At 63.3% G+C, this 14,985-nt stretch carries 16 protein-coding genes; 10 read left to right on the top strand and 6 right to left on the bottom strand.

Going from position 1 to position 14,985, the window contains the following annotated elements; translation table 11 throughout:
• Positions 1-68 precede the first annotated feature (68 nt).
• Positions 69-2,990 (bottom strand): FG-GAP-like repeat-containing protein, encoded by a 2,922-nt coding sequence (locus QU596_RS00410; protein ID WP_308516304.1) that lies wholly within the window; start codon positions 2,988-2,990, stop codon positions 69-71.
• Between the two features lie 262 nt (positions 2,991-3,252).
• On the opposite strand from QU596_RS00410, the gene QU596_RS00405 reads away from it, so the two are divergent.
• On the top strand, positions 3,253-3,528 hold the full coding sequence (locus QU596_RS00405; protein WP_308516303.1) for a hypothetical protein: 276 nt from the start codon (positions 3,253-3,255) through the stop codon (positions 3,526-3,528).
• On the opposite strand, the gene QU596_RS00400 is transcribed toward QU596_RS00405, so the two are convergent.
• Entirely contained in the window at positions 3,529-3,654 is a 126-nt protein-coding gene (locus QU596_RS00400) for a hypothetical protein (RefSeq protein ID WP_308516302.1), read from the bottom strand.
• Positions 3,655-3,790: 136 nt separating this feature from the next.
• Between QU596_RS00400 and QU596_RS00395 the strand changes: the two genes are divergently transcribed.
• Complete coding sequence (locus QU596_RS00395) at positions 3,791-4,501, top strand: GAF domain-containing protein (protein WP_308516301.1); 711 nt, start codon at positions 3,791-3,793, stop codon at positions 4,499-4,501.
• On the opposite strand, the gene QU596_RS00390 is transcribed toward QU596_RS00395, so the two are convergent.
• Complete coding sequence (locus QU596_RS00390; protein ID WP_308516300.1) at positions 4,477-4,665, bottom strand: hypothetical protein; 189 nt, start codon at positions 4,663-4,665, stop codon at positions 4,477-4,479. The genes QU596_RS00395 and QU596_RS00390 overlap by 25 nt on opposite strands.
• Positions 4,662-4,826 carry a hypothetical protein gene (locus QU596_RS00385; RefSeq protein ID WP_308516299.1) on the bottom strand — a complete coding sequence of 55 codons (165 nt, stop codon included), beginning with the start codon at positions 4,824-4,826 and terminating at the stop codon, positions 4,662-4,664. Before QU596_RS00385 ends, QU596_RS00390 begins: the two co-directional genes overlap by 4 nt.
• 99 nt (positions 4,827-4,925) lie before the next feature.
• Between QU596_RS00385 and QU596_RS00380 the strand changes: the two genes are divergently transcribed.
• Both QU596_RS00380 and QU596_RS00375 read left to right on the top strand, forming a co-directional pair.
• On the top strand, positions 4,926-6,212 hold the full coding sequence (locus QU596_RS00380) for an MFS transporter (RefSeq protein WP_308516298.1): 1,287 nt from the start codon (positions 4,926-4,928) through the stop codon (positions 6,210-6,212).
• A 107-nt stretch (positions 6,213-6,319) separates the two neighbouring features.
• Complete coding sequence (locus tag QU596_RS00375) at positions 6,320-7,348, top strand: phosphatase PAP2 family protein (RefSeq protein WP_308516297.1); 1,029 nt, start codon at positions 6,320-6,322, stop codon at positions 7,346-7,348.
• On the opposite strand, the gene QU596_RS00370 is transcribed toward QU596_RS00375, so the two are convergent.
• Both QU596_RS00370 and QU596_RS00365 read right to left on the bottom strand, forming a co-directional pair.
• Positions 7,314-8,657 carry a sugar transferase gene (locus QU596_RS00370; protein WP_308516295.1) on the bottom strand — a complete coding sequence of 448 codons (1,344 nt, stop codon included), beginning with the start codon at positions 8,655-8,657 and terminating at the stop codon, positions 7,314-7,316. The two genes, QU596_RS00375 and QU596_RS00370, sit on opposite strands and share 35 nt — an antisense overlap.
• A gap of 42 nt (positions 8,658-8,699) precedes the next feature.
• Entirely contained in the window at positions 8,700-10,022 is a 1,323-nt protein-coding gene (locus QU596_RS00365; RefSeq protein WP_308516294.1) for a UDP-glucose dehydrogenase family protein, read from the bottom strand.
• A 72-nt stretch (positions 10,023-10,094) separates the two neighbouring features.
• Here QU596_RS00365 and QU596_RS00360 point away from each other — a divergent pair, with 72 nt between their 5' ends.
• The 6 genes from QU596_RS00360 (at position 10,095) to QU596_RS00335 (ending at position 14,981) form a co-directional block, all read left to right on the top strand.
• Positions 10,095-10,916: a potassium channel family protein gene (locus QU596_RS00360; RefSeq protein ID WP_308516293.1), complete on the top strand. Its 822-nt coding sequence runs from the start codon at positions 10,095-10,097 to the stop codon at positions 10,914-10,916.
• A gap of 55 nt (positions 10,917-10,971) precedes the next feature.
• Positions 10,972-12,321 carry a 30S ribosomal protein S12 methylthiotransferase RimO gene (rimO, locus tag QU596_RS00355; protein ID WP_308516292.1) on the top strand — a complete coding sequence of 450 codons (1,350 nt, stop codon included), beginning with the start codon at positions 10,972-10,974 and terminating at the stop codon, positions 12,319-12,321.
• A 112-nt stretch (positions 12,322-12,433) separates the two neighbouring features.
• On the top strand, positions 12,434-12,736 hold the full coding sequence (locus QU596_RS00350) for a hypothetical protein (RefSeq protein WP_308516291.1): 303 nt from the start codon (positions 12,434-12,436) through the stop codon (positions 12,734-12,736).
• Positions 12,737-12,788: 52 nt separating this feature from the next.
• Positions 12,789-14,183 (top strand): leucyl aminopeptidase family protein, encoded by a 1,395-nt coding sequence (locus tag QU596_RS00345; protein ID WP_308516289.1) that lies wholly within the window; start codon positions 12,789-12,791, stop codon positions 14,181-14,183.
• A 140-nt stretch (positions 14,184-14,323) separates the two neighbouring features.
• Complete coding sequence (locus QU596_RS00340; RefSeq protein WP_308516287.1) at positions 14,324-14,677, top strand: MarR family transcriptional regulator; 354 nt, start codon at positions 14,324-14,326, stop codon at positions 14,675-14,677.
• Between the two features lie 10 nt (positions 14,678-14,687).
• Positions 14,688-14,981, top strand: a complete 294-nt coding sequence (locus QU596_RS00335; RefSeq protein WP_308516285.1) for an SH3 domain-containing protein — start codon at positions 14,688-14,690, stop codon at positions 14,979-14,981.
• Positions 14,982-14,985 lie beyond the last annotated feature (4 nt).

Here is a 14,985-nt window from a genome sequence, read left to right as displayed (position 1 = left end):
GGAAAGCGGTCATCGATCGTCGAAAAACTATAGCTTCCGGACGGCTGACGCACCGCACCGCCTTCGCCTCAGAAGATAGCTTCCGGCTGCACGTGCCATCCGGCCGGCACAGAGCTCGAAACGGTCGTGCTGCTCGCAAACCCGCCGCTAGCCGCACCAAGCCATTGGCTCAGTTGATTGCTGTCGCTCTGCCAAAGGACATCGTCACGGCCATCGTTGTTGAAGTCGCCGATGCTGACTGCGTGCAGGTTTGCGGCGACATTGGTGCCCCAGGTCGGCGTGAAGCCGCCATTTGGCGCTCCGAGCCACTGAGCGACCGCACCAGCGTCGCTGCGCCAGAGTACGTCCGAGCGACCGTCGCCGTCGAAGTCGCCGGTGCCGACCACGTTCCAGTCCGTTGCGAGCGTAGTTCCCCACGTGGGCGTGAAGCCGCCGTTCGCTGCACCAAGCCAGGTCGCCAACTCGCCACCGCTGCTTCGCCACAGGATGTCGTCCTTGCCGTCACCGTTGAAGTCGCCAGTGCCTGCCACCTTCCACGAGGTATCGACGCTGGTGCCCCAGCCCGGGCTGAAGCCGCCGTTGGCAGAGCCAAGCCAGTCGGCGAGCGCACCGCTCGTGCTCCGCCACAGGATGTCGTCCTTGCCGTCACCGTTGAAGTCGCCAGTGCCGACCACCTTCCATTCGGTCGCCAGCGTGGTACCCCAAACCGGCGTGAAGCCGCCGTTCGATGCGCCTTGCCAGTTCGCCAGCCCGCCAGCGTCGCTGCGCCAGAGCACGTCGCTCTTACCGTCACCGTTGAAGTCGCCCGTCCCCGCGATCTTCCAGTCGAGCGAAACCGTCGTTCCCCAAGCCGGCGTCAACGAACCACTTGCCCCTGTGAGCCAGGTCGACATCGCACCGGTATCGCTGTGCAACAGAACATCGTCGAAGCCGTCGCCGTTGAAGTCTCCTGCGTGGGCCGCGGGCGTGTTCTCATTGATCTCCAGCTGAACTCCGCCTCCTGCAAAGGCAGTCGCAGTAAGGCCGTGCGCTGGCACTTCGCTCAAGGTGATCGAACCGCCGGTAAAATACAGTGTATTTCCGGACAGGCTGAAGCTGAAACCAGCGAGCGTCGCATCGGTGATGACAATCTTGTCGCCGATGCCAAAGTCGGTGATTGTATCGCCGTTCAGCCCGGCGGCGGTATCCTTGAAGATGTCCCGGCCAGAACCACCCGTTAGCAAATCGATGCCGCTGCCGCCGATCAACAGATCGTCACCAGCCGCGCCATACAGCTTGTCGTTGCCGTCGCCTCCCGAGAGCTGATCGTGATCGGGAATGATCGAATTGTAGCTAGTCATGTCGAGGCTCGCGACGCCGCCGAGGTACAATCCGCCGTTGAACGGCTCCGGCGCGCGCCCATCGGGCGTATAGGTGGAGTTCCCGCCGCCCAGCTTGAAGCCGTCGAGGGTGACGAGATCCAGCCACAGGTCCTTGTTACCTTGCGGACTGCCTTCAACGTCGTTGAGGTGGTAGATCTTGATGGAGCTGACCGCGAGGTCGGCGGGTAGCTGCACGGTGAAATACTGGGTAACCGCCCAGTTGCTGTAATTGTTCGCGAACGTTGGCTGGATCGTGAATGTGGCGACGGTCTGCCCGTTGACGTCGACCCGGAAGGTCGCCGCCTGCCCATCCACGATCCCGCTCGTCGCTTTGAACGTCAGCGCCAAGGAGTCTTTCGGCACCCCCATGTCGTAGAGGGTGTCGTCGCCGGCACCACCCTCAAGCACATTCGCCATGTCGGTGCCGCCGACGATTACGTCGTTGAAGGCGGATCCGACGATTCCTTCGACCCGGCTGAAAGTATCTGTGTTCCCAAAACCGTCGAGCCCAGTTGATGCCGCAATTGTCTGACCCTGGACCGTCTGCGCCGTGTTGCTCAGGTTGATCACTATCCCTGACGGGCTGTCGAAATAGGTCGCGGTGTCGAAACCGCCTGCATCCTCGGGTGATTGAACGTCAACATAGGCGCCGCGAAGTACATCATTGCCGCTGCCGCCATGGAGAAGGTCGGCACCGGGACCGCCCTTTACGTCATCGTCACCCTCACCTCCGTCGAGATAATCATCGCCATTGCCACCGGCGATGATGTCGTTTCCCGCATCCCCGTAGAGTTCATTTGGATTGAGAGTGCCGCCGGCGCCGATTTCATCGTTGCCGTTCCCGCCATGCACGATGCCTCGGACGCCGAATTGATCTAAAGTATTGTAATTGTTGCCAATAAAATTGTAGCCGCCAATCATTATCTCGTCGTTGCCATCACCCCCGAAAATCGTTTTAAGTCCGGCTGGTCCAGCGAAAATGTGATCGTCGCCGCCGCCGAGATAGATTGTATCGTTACCGAAAGACGAATTGATCCAGCCGCCTTGGTCGGTCCCGTAGATCACATCGTCGCCGTATGTGTCTGTCAGCAATCCGATTTGGTAGCCTTGGCGTTCCACGAGATTGAGAACGCTGCTTGCTGTTGCACTTCCGTCTGGCGCCCAGCCAAGGAAGTTGTTTGCGGTGAATTGCGATGCGACCGTGCCGTTGAAGGTAGCGGCTGTAATCCAGTCGGAAGAAGTATTTAGCCGTAGCTGCAGAACAGCCCCGTTTGGACCGTCCTGAAGCCGCGCGAGATTTGCTCCAAATGGATTCGTTACTTGGACCACGCTCGATCGGTCGACGGGAAACCACCACTGCGCAGTCTGCCCAAAGCGATAGAAAAAGTCCCAAAACGCGAAGGAATCGCCGCCCGGCCCAGGCTGGAAGTCGGTTAAAACGAACAGACCGCCGCCGTGCAATCGAGCATTGATCAGGTCACTGCCGCTTCCCGTGGTCACCGTGGCGACCACGCCAGAAATAGTCCCTATAGTTGCATTGTCGTTGCCCGCGCCCAGGTCGAAGGTCGTGTCGCCCGTGATGCTGTAATCCAGAATGTCCGGACCTTCGGTACCTTGGATAACGCCCATAACTAGTGCTCCCCTTTTCGCGGACACGCTGGCACTTTCGGGCGGATCAATCTTTCCCAAGATTATGAAAAGCGAGGCAAATCAGGCGTCTGCGTGACTATTCAACGCAGAGGCCCGGCTCCCCTGTGGCATTCGGCCATCGAAGGCGCGCAGAAGAGTTCGGGCCTCGCGGAGGCTCCTCCACTGTCTGCAATGGGTCGAAAGCAGACACCACTGCCGATTCTCCGTTCCCCAAATGTTCTCGTGGGCATACTATCGGCGCATGTCGTCTCGAATCGCCATTGCGGGTAAGCAGCTCGCCATCGTCATCCGCGGCTGGCTGCGATCGACGCCCGATCGGCTGTGGGGCACCGACCCGAATTACGAGCAATTGAAGGCGCTCAAGCGCCATGACCCGATGCTGGCGCCGGACCCTCGGCGCGAAATCGCCGATTATATCGCGTCCCGCCTCGATGAACTGGAATGGGAGGTCACTTACCCGGAACCCGAGCCCCAAAAATCTCCACCGTCCTACAGAGGCGCGCGCGAGCAACACTGACTAACGGGTCAGCCTTGCCGAATGGTGGCTCCGGTCACCGGATTTTACGTTGGCGAAGACCGAATAACCGAACACCACCAGGATTGCCGCCACTGCGACCCACCACCATCGTTTCGTTTCGGTCATTGGCTGCCTCACCATCTGCTCGGTTGCTGAACAGCGTCGGCCGCGCCCGGGTTGCTAGTCCTTTAGGTCATGCCGCCTTAATTCAGCCGGCGCGCGGTTCGTGCTATTTGCCGCGCTTCAAGAGCAGGAGCCGCCGATGACTTTCGCTGCCGGACTGCACAAGGCGCTCGACCTTCGCCAGAGCGATGTCGTCGCCGAGCTCGAGCGGGGCGACAGCCTCGAACATATTCTCGACCGGCACCTGCTGACCGTCGAGGCGATGTCGGACAGCGAGATCCTGACCTCGGTGCTGATCCTCAGCGAGGATGGCAAGCGGCTGACGCATGGCGCGGCGCCCAGCCTGCCGCAGGTCTATCGCGAGGCGATCGATGGCCTGGAGATCGGACCGTCCACGGGCTCCTGCGGCACCGCGGCTTACTCGGGCCAGCCAGTCTATGTAGCCGATATCGCCACCGACCCGCGCTGGGCGGCTTATAAGGATTTCGCGCTGCCGCATGGCCTCAGGGCCTGCTGGTCGACGCCGATCCGCGACGCCCGCGGCAAGGTGCTCGGCACCTTCGCCATCTACCACCGCCGGCTGACCGGGCCGGTCAAGGATGAGCTGAGCGCGATCGACATGATCGCCGGCTATGTCGCGGACGCGATCACCTGGTCCCGTGATGCCGGCGCGGCGAACCCGCTACCGGCGATGCTGCCGCAGCAGGTCGCCGCGCTCGAGGCCATTGCAGCGGCGATCGGGCAGCATGCGCCGCAACTGGACAGCCGGACGCGCGAAGCGGTCGAAGCCGTGGTCGAGGATGCCCGGCGGCTCGGCGCGATCGTTCAATGCCGCTCGACGGCGCCCTGATCCGCCGCGTTGGCGGTCGAGTTCGAGAAGGAGAAGCCGGGTTCCGACACTGCCGGGCGCGCCGCCGGCAGGCGTACGGTCACTGAACCCCGGGCATGGCGATCGGTGCGCCCGTTGCAACCGCCGGCAGCGAGCAAAATGAGCAGCGCGGCGGCGCGGCTCATTGCCGGGTGTCGGGCTCCGCCTCCACGTCGTTGAAATCGAGCGGAAGTTCGGCGTCGGCCGACGGCTCCGTCCGGTAACGGCTGGCGATGGCCGCGAGACGATCGAGCGCGACGCGATCTTCGTCCGAGGCGACGGTACCTTTGGTGCCAAAATATTTCATGCGGCGACCCCCTTATTGTCCAACTGCCACCGTTCCATACCGATGCGAATGTTCCGCTACAGAAGTTGACGAAATGCAAACGGCACCGATGATGCCCCGATGCGACCTAGCGAAACGCCAGTCCTGCCGCCCCATTCCCTGGCGGTGGCGGCGTTCTCGACCATCGTCGAATGGTATGACTTCACCCTTTATCTCTACTTCGCGACGGTCCTTTCCCGGGTCTTCTACGGCGGCGGCAGCGGCTCCCTGCTGTTGACGCTCGGCGGCTTTGCCATCGCCTATCTAATGCGCCCGATCGGTGCCTTGTTCTTCAGCCACATTGGCGACAAGTACGGACGCCGGCACATGATGCTGCTGTCGGTCGCCCTGATGACCGCGGCGATGCTTGTCACTGCCCTGCTTCCGACCCACGCCATGGTCGGACCTGCCGCAGGCTGGCTGCTGCTGCTCTTGCGGTGCGTTATGGGTTTCTCGGTCGGGGGTGAGTATACCGGCGTCGTCGCCTACCTTTTGGAAGGCGCCCCCAGACACCGCCGCGGCCTGATCGCCTCTTCGGCCTCCGCCGCCAGCGAAGTGGGCGCCCTGCTCGCCGTCGGCATCTCCGCGCTGACCGTCAGCCTGATGCCCGCTGCGAAGCTCGACGACTGGGGCTGGCGCATTCCGTTCCTCGTCGGCGCGGCCCTCGCCGCGTCGGTCTGGATCGCCCGCTCCACGATGCACGAAAGTCCCGAGTTCGTTCGGCAGCAGGCAGCCGGAACCGTCCCCGAATTGCCGTTCCGCCACGCCCTCCGCCATCATCGCGCCGGGATTGCCCGAGGTTTTGCGATCTCGGCACTGGGGTCGATCACCTATTACGTCGGGATCACTTACGTCCCGTCGTTTCTGACATCGGCCGGAAACCTGGGCGAGCGTGAGAGTCTGTGGTTGTCTACCATTGCGGCCGTCGCGGTGATCCTGGTTACGCCGCTGATCGGCCTGCTAAGCGACCACATCGGCCGCAAGCCAGTGCTGGTTACTTTGTGCCTTGGAAGCGCCGCCTTGCCCGCGACGATGTTCACTCTGATGGCCGGCGGCACGGCGAATCACGCCCTGGCCGGTGCGCTGGTGCTCGCTCTCCTCGCCGGAGCGGTCAGTGCGGTCGGCGCTGTCGCTACCGCCGAGCAATTTCCGGGGGAGGGGCGAATTACCGGCCTCGCCCTCGGTGCCACCATGGCGACCGCAATTTTCGGCGGGCTCACGCCCTACGTCGCGCAACTTGTCGTCGAACGAACCGGCTGGACCAGCGCGCCAGGTCTGATGATCGCCATCGTCGCGATCGCGGTACTTCCGGTCATGCTCCTACTGCGCGAGACCGCACCGAAAACGCATCAAGGCAGCATCAGCTAAATCTTCAGGTTTCGGCCTTAGGCACGACCACCGGAGGCATGGCGATCGCCAATGCCGGGTATCGGGCTCCGCGCAGAGCCCTGGTAAGCGAGGCGTAGGTGTTCCGGGTGGCGTCATCGGGGTCTTGGGAAGGAGCAGGCCGATCGGAAGCTCCGATCGCCGCCAATGCATCCATTTCGGCCGCCTCCAACGACCACGCCGTCGTCACTCGCCTCCGCGCTTGCGGCGTTGCCGCCGTAGTCGCCAGCGTCATCTTCGCGCTGCTGGTCTACACGCAGGTTGACGTATCGCTGGATCCGGGTGGGACCTACGTCTTGGGCTGGATACTAGCGGCGCTGATGCTCGTCTCACGTATGTGGTGGAACCAGGCGGGTCATCACCGCATCGCCGACGCGCTCGGCACCGTTGCCATTGCAGCGTTGGGCGGAATGGCCTGTGGCGCCCTGGCGATGCTGACCCTGCCGCTCCACTTCCCCCTCGCGGACGGCATGTTCCACCGGATGGATCATGCGATTGGTGTGGACACCATCGACCTTGCGACACAGATGGCGCGTCTTGGACCGGACGTATTCACCATCACGTGGCCGGCCTATGATTACACGTTGCAGATTTTCTTCGGAAGCCTGCTAGCTCTCAGCTTCCTCGGCGACCGGGTCGAAGCATGGCGGGCTAGCGCCTGCTTCGTCGCCACGCTGCTCACCGTCTGTCTTGTAGCTACCTTCCTTCCTGCGAAAGGCGCGGGCCTTTGGGGAACGAAAGCCTTCTTCGCGCTGCTTCCGGACAGCGCGATGCGCGGCTTCTGGGCGCATTTCGACGAATTCTACCAGGGAGCAGCGCCGGTCCTGCAAATGCGCGCGATCGACGGCGTCATCTCCTTCCCCTCGTTCCACACCATTGTCGGACTGCTGGTCGTCGCAATGTGGCGCACGCGGCCGGTCATGCGCTCTGTCGCACTGCTGTGGTTTGCCTGCATGATGCCCGGCACCCTCTTCTACGGGGGTCATTACGTTGTGGATCTGATCGGCGGCGCGGCAATCTGGGCCATATGGTTTATCGTTACTCGCCGCGTGGAAAGCTTCCCTAGGGAGTGGAACTGGAAGCCTATTTCGCACCCCAGCCTGTCAGCATCGTCTTGATCGTACGGAAAACGATCAGCACGTCGAGCCAAGGGGAAAAGTATTTGATGTAGTAAAAGTCGTACTGCAGCTTGCGATGCACGTCCTCTACCGTGTCGACGTGCCCCTGGTTGACCTGAGCCCAGCCACTGATGCCAGGCTTCACGACATGCCGGTACCGGTAGAAGGGAATTTCCTTCGTGTACCAGTCCGAGAGCAAGCCGGCCTCAGGCCGCGGCCCAATCCAGCTCATTTCCCACTTCAGGATATTGATGATCTGCGGCAGTTCGTCGATCCGCAGCGTGCGCAGCACTCGGCCGACGCGGGTTATGCGATCGTCCGCGGCATTGGTGATCAGCTGCTGCCGGTCGCCTGTCACGCCCACCGTGCGCATCGTGCGGAACTTGTAGATCGTGATCGGCTGACCGGCATGACCGATGCGCCGCTGCCGGAAAAGCGCCGGTCCTGCACTGTCGAGCCTGATCACCAGGCCGATAGCAAGCATGAGCGGAACGACAATCGGCAGAACGGCGAGCGCGAATATCCCGTCCAGCAACGACTTGAGATAAAAGTATCCGCGCGCCGGCAGAAGCGATCCGAAGCTGTTCTCGGACAGATGTTCAAGCTCGACCTTGCCGGTCAGCGATTCCGACAATTGCTTGACCTGATAGACGATGCGACCGGCGAGCGCGGCATCGGCCAAAAAAGCTTCCCATTCGTCCGGCAGCTTGGCGCTGAAATCGGCAACCAGTGCGTGGCACGCCCGCGCATCGTGGAGGTTGGGCCGCTTCAGCATCCGCCAATCGACGCCATCAATCGCAAGCAACGTTTCGACGCTGCCGAACGGCACGATCGCAATCCGTCGGCGAATTTTCCGTTCGGCAAAAATGTACAGAACGTAGAGCCAGCTAACGTGCAGCAGGAACCCGGCCGCGAGACCGACGCGGTCGTATGGAAAGCGCGTCAGCACGAACCAGGCAACGGCAACGCCATGCCCGGTGAGCGCGGCCGGCAGGATCACCGCGCTGCGACGGATACCGGGATAGGTTTCGATGGACAGGCGCGTCCAGAACGCCAGCAATACCGCGATGAGATTGCCCACGAGCGTATTAAGGCTCGCGGGTTCGAACATGCTGCCGGGGAGCAGCGGTCCCCGCGCTACCCATGGGATAAGCGCGCCCAGCAGCAGCGCCCCGGCAAATTGGAACCGCTTGCGGATCAGCAATGAGCTTCGGCCCGACGCTTTCTCACGGCGCGCCGCGATGTTGTCGTTGTGCGGCGCGGGAACCGCTGGCCGACGACGATTCCGGATTTGCGAGCGCACTCTCATCACCGCTCGGTATAGCGCGCGAAGCGGTCCGCGATACTGACCTTAAGCCCCCGGAAACGCCGGCTTTCCGCGCCCGATGCTGTAGTAGGTCAGCCCTGCCTGCTCCGCGTCGGCGCGATCGTAAACGTTGCGCAAGTCGACGAGGATCTTGCCGTTCAGCGATGCCGCGACGCGGTCCAGGTCGAGTGCGCGGAATTCGTCCCACTCGGTCACGATGACGAGGGCGTCGGCGCCCTTGGCCGCGGCGTAGGCATCGTCCGCAAATTCGATCCCGGGCAGCAGCGGCTCCGCCTGGTGTCGCGCGACCGGATCGAACGCACTGACCGTCGCCCCGCGGTCCAGCAGTGCTTTCACGATCGGGATCGACGGCGCGTCGCGCATGTCGTCGGTGTTGGGTTTGAACGCCAATCCCAGCACCGCAACACGCTTACCCGACACATCGCCACCGAGCGCCTTTTGGACGCGCTCGACCATCTGCTGCTTGCGGTCGTCATTCACGCCGACAGTGGTGCGCACGATCCGTTGGTCCACGCCTGCTTCGTCGGCGGTTTGCAGCAGCGCCAGCGTATCTTTCGGGAAGCAGCTGCCGCCGTAGCCCGGGCCGGCATGCAGGAATTTAGGGCCGATGCGGTTGTCGAGGCCAATCCCACGCGCGACGTCCTGGACGTCGGCGTCGACGGCTTCGCACAGGTCCGCGATCTCGTTGATGAAGCTGATCTTCACCGCCAGGAACGCGTTCGCCGCATATTTCGTCAGCTCGGCGGTGCGTCGCCCGGTGATCAGGATCGGCGCGCGGTTGAGAAACAGGGGGCGGTAGATTTCGCGCAACACGTTTTGCGCCCGGTCATCCTCCGCCCCCACGACGATGCGGTCGGGATGCTTGAAGTCGGCAATCGCCGCGCCTTCCCGCAAAAACTCGGGGTTCGACGCCACCGAGACGTCGGTGGCCCCTTCTTCGCGAAGGATCGCCTCGATCTTGTCGCCCGTTCCCACCGGCACCGTTGATTTCGTGACGATGACGGTGCCCGGCTTGATGACCTTTGCCAGTTCGCGGACGGCCTCAAACACATAGGTCAGATCGGCATGACCGTCGCCGCGACGGGCCGGGGTGCCGACCGCGATGAACACCGCCTCGGCATCCTTGACCCCCTCCACGGTGTCCGTGGTGAAGGTCAGGCGACCACGGTCGACATTGGATTTGACCAGCCCGTCCAGACCAGGCTCCCAGATCGGCATGATCCCGCGATGAAGTCCGTCGATTTTGCTGCTATTCTTGTCAACACAGCAGACACGGTGCCCGAAATCGGCGAAGCAGGCGCCGGAAACGAGTCCGACGTAGCCGGTGCCGATCATCGCGATACGCATGCAAGAACCTCCAAATCCGAAGCCGCGGGCCTTAACCAGCAACTTCGAGCAACACCAGCCGTTGCGGTCGCGATGAACGACCGCACGCACGCATCACTGGGCGCGGCCAAGATTCTGCTGAGCAGGAAAGCTGGCGGCAGCCCCTGGCGCACGCTGACGTTCCGCGCATCGCTTGCGCTTGGCCTGCTTATCGCGGCGTTCTGCACATTGTGGTTCGACCGCGCGGGGCTGCGCGACAATATCGACGGGCACATGAGCGTCGCCGACGTCATGTATTTCACGATGATCACGGTCACCACGGTGGGCTATGGCGACATTGTCCCAGTAACAGAGCGGGCTCGGCTTATCGACGCGTTCTTCCTGACGCCGATCCGGCTGTTCATCTGGCTCATCTTTCTCGGCACCGCCGTGGACATCATCTTCAAACGGAGCTGGGAGCGCTTCCGAATGCGAAAGATCCAAGGGACATTGCGCAATCATGTGGTGCTGGCCGGCTTTGGCCGCACTGGCAGTACCGTTGCCCGTCAGTTGCTCGACGACGGCGTTTCACTCGACCAGATTGTCGCGATCGACTGCAATGAGGAAGCCTGCGACGTAGCGCGCGAAATGGGGCTGGCGGTCGTGCAAGGCGATGCGACCGACAACAACGTGCTCAGCGCTGTGCACGTGGAACGCGCCGCCAATCTCGTCGCCGCCGCCGGGCGCGATGACACCTCGATCCTCATCGTGCTCACCGCACGCGCACTGGCGCATGATCTGGCGATCGCGGTCAGCATCAGCGCCGAGGATAATGAAGATATTGCCAGTCATGCCGGCGCGACGACGGTGATCAACCCGATCACGGTCAGCGCCAAGCTGCTCGCTGGAGCCTCAAAGCGCGTTGCGCAGGCCTAGGCTCCAGGCGGCCTCGATTTCGCCCGAAAGTTCCTATATGGGCGGCGATCTTCCGATGAACGCAATCACTCTTCCAAAGCCCCCGCGCGTGGGCCTGGTCTCGCTCGGCTGTCCCAAGAACCTGGTCGACAGCGAGCGGATCATGACCAAGCTGCGCTCCGAAGGTTACGACATGTCGCCCGATTACGCCGGCGCGGACGTCGTGCTCGTCAACACCTGCGGCTTCCTCGACAGCGCCAAGGAAGAGAGCCTCGAAGCGATCGGCGAGGCCATCGCCGAGAACGGCCGCGTGGTCGTCACCGGCTGCATGGGCAAGGAAGCCGAGGTCATCCGCAACCGCTTCCCCAACGTGCTCGCGATCACCGGCGCGCACCAATATGAAGAGGTTGTCGCCGCCGTTCACGAGGCCGCGCCGCCGATCCCCTCGCCGTTCATTGACCTGGTGCCGGAGGCCGGACTCAAGCTGACGCCGCGCCACTACAGCTATCTGAAGATCTCGGAAGGCTGCAATCACCGCTGCGCCTTCTGCATCATCCCATCGCTGCGTGGCGATCTCGTCAGCCGCCGCCCCGACGCCGTCCTTCGCGAGGCCGAGAAGCTGATCGCCGCCGGCACGAAGGAACTGCTGGTCATCAGCCAGGACACCTCGGCCTACGGCGTCGACATCCGTAATGACGTCCGCCAGTGGCACGGCCGCGAAGTGCGCCCTCACATGACGGACCTGGCGCGTGAGCTCGGCATGTTGCGCACGCCCGACGGACAGACTCCTTGGGTGCGGCTCCACTACGTTTATCCCTACCCGCACGTCGATCAGGTGATTCCGCTGATGGCGGAGGGCCTGATCCTGCCCTACCTCGATATCCCCTTCCAGCATGCCAGCCCCAAGGTGCTGCGTTCGATGCGCCGCCCGGCGAATGACGCCAAGGTGCTTGAACGAATCCGCGGCTGGCGCTCGGTCTGCCCCGAAATCGCGATCCGCAGCTCCTTCGTCGTCGGCTTCCCCGGCGAAACTGAAGAGGACTTCGAATATCTCATCAGCTGGCTGGAAGAAGCCCGGCTCGACCGCGTCGGCGCCTTCCGGTTCGAGCCGGTCGAAGGTGCATCCGCAAACGCATTGCCTGACCACGTCCCCGAGGACGTCAAGGAAGATCGCTACCGCCGCGTGATGGAAGTTTCGGCGCGCATCTCGGCGGAAAAGCTCGAAGCGAAGGTCGGCTCTATAATCGATGTGATCATCGACGCCGTCGACGACGAAGGTGGCGCGACCGGCCGCTCCAAGGCCGACGCACCGGAAATCGACGGTGAGGTGCACCTGCGCGACGCAAGTGGACTGGAGCCCGGTGCCATCGTCGCGGTTCACGTCGAGGAAGCGGACGAGCACGATCTGTTCGGCATCCCCGCTTAACGCTTTCGTCAGTCGCCGGCGTTAAGCTTACCCCTCTTGTGTTTTGGCGCCATAGCCTGCGATACACGGGCAGGCGATTGTGGAGTTGTTGATCATGCGGACAGGCGGAAAGTTGGCAATCGCGGCAGCGCTGTCGATGTTGATCGGCTCGACCGCGGCGGTGGCTGCCCCCTCTCCCGCACCGAATGCCTGGATGGTGCTGAGCGTTCTTGGCCCGGCTCGCGCGACGGCCCTCGGTGGTGCGAATGCCGCCGCCCAGCCCGGCGACGTCCCACCGCCGCCCCCAGCTCACGCCGCGGCGGCTCCCGGTCTCTCGCTTACGGGCGAAGTTCTCCCGCTGGCGCTATGGTTCGGCCTGATCGCGCTTGCCCTGACCAGCTCCGAATCCACGCCGCGCGCCAACACGCCGGCTTAGGACCGCGTCCGCCCGGCTGGCGGTGGCTGCTTTGGCGCCCTAGATGGGCGCGATGACCGATTTCGCGAGCCTCATCGCCGCCGACCGCGGCCAGCCAGCCCGTATCATCCATCTCGTCGACAAGGACGGCCTCGCCGAATGGCTGAAGCGCAGGTCCGCCGACGATCGCGTGGTCGTCGAAGCGCAACGCTTCACCGGCAGGCCCGGCAGTTTCGTCACCCTTTCCCGGGGCAGCGAGTTCGAGGTCGCCGCAGGCGTCAAGGACTCGCGGAACCTCTCGCCCTGGTGTCTCGCCAAACTCGCGGAAGACCTGCCCGCGGGCACCTACAAGCTTGCTGAAGGCGACCCTAGCGCGGCTGCGCTCGGCTGGCTCCTCGGCCAGCACCGCTTCGACACCTATCGGTCAAAGGCGGAGGATGGGGAGAGAGGACCGCGGGTGTTGCTGACCGGCGACGCCGCGCACATCGACGAGGGCGTCCGGCTCGCCGAGGCTACCGCGCTCGTCCGCGATCTCGTCAACACGCCCGCTGGCGACCTCGGCCCTGCCGAGCTCGAGCAGGCCGTCCGCGATCTTGCGTCGGCATCGGGCGCCCGGGTCGAAGTGACTAATGGCTGCTCGCTTGACGAGGGCTTCCCGTTGATTGCCGCGGTCGGCCGGGCAGCCGGCGCGGGCCGCGAGCCGCGCCTGATCGAGCTTCACTGGGGCAAGCCCGATCACCCGCGTGTCGCAATCGTCGGCAAAGGCGTATGCTTCGACAGCGGCGGCCTTGACCTCAAGCCTGCCGCCGGCATGCGTTTGATGAAGAAGGACATGGGCGGCGCAGGGCATGCCCTCGCCCTCGCCCGCCTCATCATCGGCGCCAAGCTTCCCGTCCACCTTCACTTGCTGATCCCCGCCGTCGAGAATGCGGTCGGCGGCGACGCCTTCCGCCCGGGCGACATCATCAAATCGCGCAAGGGTTTGTTCGTCGAAATCGACAACACCGATGCGGAAGGACGCCTGATCCTTGCCGACGCCTTGACCCTCGCCGGTGAAGGCGAACCGAAACTGATCGTCGACTTCGCCACGCTAACCGGCGCCGCGCGCGTCGCGCTCGGCCCCGAGCTGCCCGCCCTCTTTGCCAATGATGAGGACTTGGCCTCAAGTTTCGCGCAATCCGCTCGCGACGTCGAAGACCCGCTGTGGCGCATGCCGTTGTGGGACCCCTACGAGGAAATGCTGAAAAGCGACGTCGCCGATTTCGCCAACTCCTCGAACACGCCGATGGCCGGCTGCATTACCGCCGCCATGTTCCTCAAGCGCTTCGTTCCGGACGGAACAGAATGGGCGCACTTCGACACTTATGCGTGGCGCGACCAGCCCAAGCCCGGGCGTCCCAAGGGCGGTGACGCGCTTGGCCTGCGCGCAACCTTCGACCTTCTGAAACGCCGCTACTTACAACAGTGAAACCCGCAATGGCCGAAATGCGCGAATATTAAGGTCAATTCCCTGCAACATTTCGGCTCCTTACCGGTTTACCTGCCAAGCCACGCGACACAGTTATGGGAAGGTTAGCCACTATGAGCGAGGTCTCGCTTACAGGCTGGATGAAGGCTCTCATCGCCTATGTCCGATCGGGCGAGCCCGACTTGACCAATCGGCAAATGGCGCTGCTGATGATGGTCTATCTTACGCCCGGACCCCACACCGTACGCGGCCTCGCCCGCATTCTCGGTGTTTCCAAACCCGTCGTGACCCGCGCCTTGAATACGTTGGGTGCGCTCGGCTATCTGCGCCGCGAACGAGACCAGGACGACCGGCGCAACGTGTTTGTCGTCCGTACCAACAACGGGGCTGATTTTCTTGAAGGGTTCAAGCGCAACCTCCGCGAGAGCGACAACGGCTCGGCGGCCCACCGCCCCATCATCGGGCAAGCCCCAGCATACGCCCACCAGCGCTGAGCAATTCGCTTTGGCGGGCCGGTCGAACCAGCCCGACCCCCTGACCCACGCCTACCGCAAGGATCTGGCTGACATCGCGCTCGCCGGCCGCGTGATTGCGTCGCACTATGCCGAGCCGGCACCGCGCCATGTCATCTCCGCCAGCGAGCTTCGTATCGCGGCTTCCGAGGGTTCGGAAGTGATTGGGACGCTGCAACCGGGTGAACCCTTCGATCTGCTCGATGACAGCCTGGGTTGGGCATGGGGCTATGCCGGCGATGCTCGCCGTGTCGGCTACGTTCGCAGCGCGACGCTAACCGCCTGACGGC

Source organism: Sphingomonas flavescens (genome assembly GCF_030866745.1).
In the GTDB taxonomy this organism is placed as follows: domain Bacteria; phylum Pseudomonadota; class Alphaproteobacteria; order Sphingomonadales; family Sphingomonadaceae; genus Sphingomicrobium; species Sphingomicrobium flavescens.
This window is presented reverse-complemented; position numbering and strand designations above follow the sequence as displayed.